Raw genomic sequence first — 2,321 nt, 5'->3', positions numbered from 1 at the left:
TCCATTGGGATCAGTGCGTTAGGTGAATGATTTGATCAACAACGCCTATCTGGTTGCTTGTTTTTTGGCGAAATCATTTGATCACATAACAGGATGTGCATCTACCTTAAGTTGATGATTTTTATCTAAATCATCAGGGGATTCCTCAGGGTTACGTATGGACCACTGGAGATAAATATGTAGCCTTGGAGGAAGTGAAAGCAGCTAGAACTAATATATCAAAAACAGGGAGAGTTAGTGGGGCTATGTACCCAAAGCGTTATTATTATGTTTTAGACTCTACTCCTAGTGCTAAATTATCTAGTAGTGACGTGCAAGGGTTTTTTATTAAAGGGGATTATGATTTTAGGAGTTTGACCCTTCACAAGCTGAAAGAAAGAAAACTTAGTGGCCGGGAGAGTTTTTTTTGGAACAATGGAAATGCGTCCAAGGATGATACCTTTTACTATGCCGCTGACAGAGTTTCAGGAAAAAAAAATGACCAACGAAAAAGGAGGATACTATAAATTTGATGACTTGCTTGAGCCTGGAAAGTATGTAGGTTGGGTTGGGTATTCTTTTTGGATATTTGAAGTTAAATAATGAGGTTAGGACCACGGTTTTAGTCCGTGTTGCTCATTAGAAGGTAGCGCAAGGAGAAAGGAAGCGGCTGTAAGTACTATAACCAGCAGCCGCTCTCCAGAATAGCACCCGGATTGGGTTCGTCATTTGGGAGGGGCAGTATGATAAATTCCGAGACTAAGTTAGAAAAAGTTGCGTTTTGGGTAAATGTCTTTGCATTTATATTAGCGGCTGGTGTTCCTTTTATCTTCGCGCTTTGGGTGCAAGAATTAGAGATTGCACTTGTAGGGGCAATTGGTTTTGCAGCACTGATTAATATTAAATTGATGAAGTCTAATTCCAAATGGGCAAGAGAGTTTCTGCTCGGCGCCCCATTGTTGGCATCCTCTATTATTGCATTACTTTTATACGAGGATGGGGTTTTAGCTGCGCTTACAGGATTTGTTTCTGGTTATCTATTGTTTTTTTTACCAGGATTTTTGGCTTATTTAGTCTATCTAAAAAACGAAGTGCCTAAAATAGCTTTTTACAAAAGCCCAGTATTACTTTTGGTGGGTATTTTGTTCGCTACAACTGTTGGCAGGGACTTGGTGGATAAGCGATTTCAAAACTATTTGGAAAATCAACCGCTGGCCTATAAAAAAATAGACAAAAGCAACAATGATTCTGAGCGATGGATTGCCTTTGAAGGAGGGTTTTACGATCCAAAAATCAGAGACTACATTATTCCGCCACAATTTGAAGAGGTTAAAGATTTTTCCGAAGGCTTTGCTGCTGTTAAGATTAATGGAAGATGGGGTTATATTAACTCCGATGCAGAGTTAGTTATTCCAGCAAAATATGATGACTATGGCTCTCCCGAAGAATTTAATGATGGTCGTGCAATAATTCATGGCTCTTCTAAGGCATTGTTGATCAATAAAAACGGAGAGACCATTGCCAGTGTTGAAGGCTTTGTGAACCCATCAAATACAAACCATGACCTGAGAGTATTGGAAGGAAGCACCACTGTTAGAACGTATGTTGGTTATGTTGATTCAACTGATTTTAATGTTATCGAAACCAATTACAGAGAAATTAAAGGATTCGGATCAAATGGTTTGGCCGCTGTAAGAACTTCGGACAGATCGGATAGCTGGGGCTATGTTGATGATACAGGAAAGCTCGTTATTGACGAAAAGTTTGACCGTGCAGGCCAGTTTTCTGCTGTAGGTCTCGCCCTTGCTGTAGTTGGTGAAAAGCATGGCTATATTGATGAAAAGGGGGAATTTTCCCTTCGTCCATCGTTCGCTTACAGTGATTTACGCGATTTTTCAGATAATGGCCTGGCTGCTTTCGAGAGCAGAAATGGTAAGTGGGGCTTTTTCGATACAAATGGTAATGTCGTCATTAAGCCTAAATATGACAGCGTAAAAAAATTCAGTCAAGAAGGCTTTTCTGTTGTTGTCATTGATGGAAAAAGAGGCGTCATTGACTCGAAGGGCGATGTGACGATACCTCTTAAATTCGGTAAATTTGAATACATTAGTTTTTATCCGAAGAAAGGATATGCTCAAGTCAAAGATGGCTACGATGTTAAAGGTTATATAGATAAGAATGGTCGCTGGATTGTCTATAAAGAGTTAATGTGCGAGAAATTTGTAATTAAGAGTGCTGTCGGTGAAATCGTTTGGCCAACATCTTTTTCAGATAACTGTGATGATGAATCGGTAAGGGCGTTGTTGATCAAATCATTCACCTAACGCACTGATCCCAATGGA

1 protein-coding gene is annotated in these 2,321 nt (G+C 39.7%); it reads left to right on the top strand.

Annotation, left to right across the window (positions count from 1 at the left end; translation table 11 throughout):
- Positions 1-722 precede the first annotated feature (722 nt).
- Positions 723-2,303, top strand: a complete 1,581-nt coding sequence (locus C7A19_RS14140) for a WG repeat-containing protein (RefSeq protein ID WP_116645199.1) — start codon at positions 723-725, stop codon at positions 2,301-2,303.
- Positions 2,304-2,321 lie beyond the last annotated feature (18 nt).

It is taken from the genome of Salinivibrio sp. HTSP, from assembly GCF_003390965.1.
Classification (GTDB): domain Bacteria; phylum Pseudomonadota; class Gammaproteobacteria; order Enterobacterales; family Vibrionaceae; genus Salinivibrio; species Salinivibrio kushneri.
Note: the sequence above shows the minus strand (reverse complement) of the source record. Positions and strands in the feature narration are given on the sequence as shown.

What these genes read in the sequence shown, in the direction of transcription:
- C7A19_RS14140 (WP_116645199.1), top strand. Translation starts at nt 723, where the DNA reads ATGATAAATTCCGAGACTAAGTTAGAAAAAGTTGCGTTTTGGGTAAAT.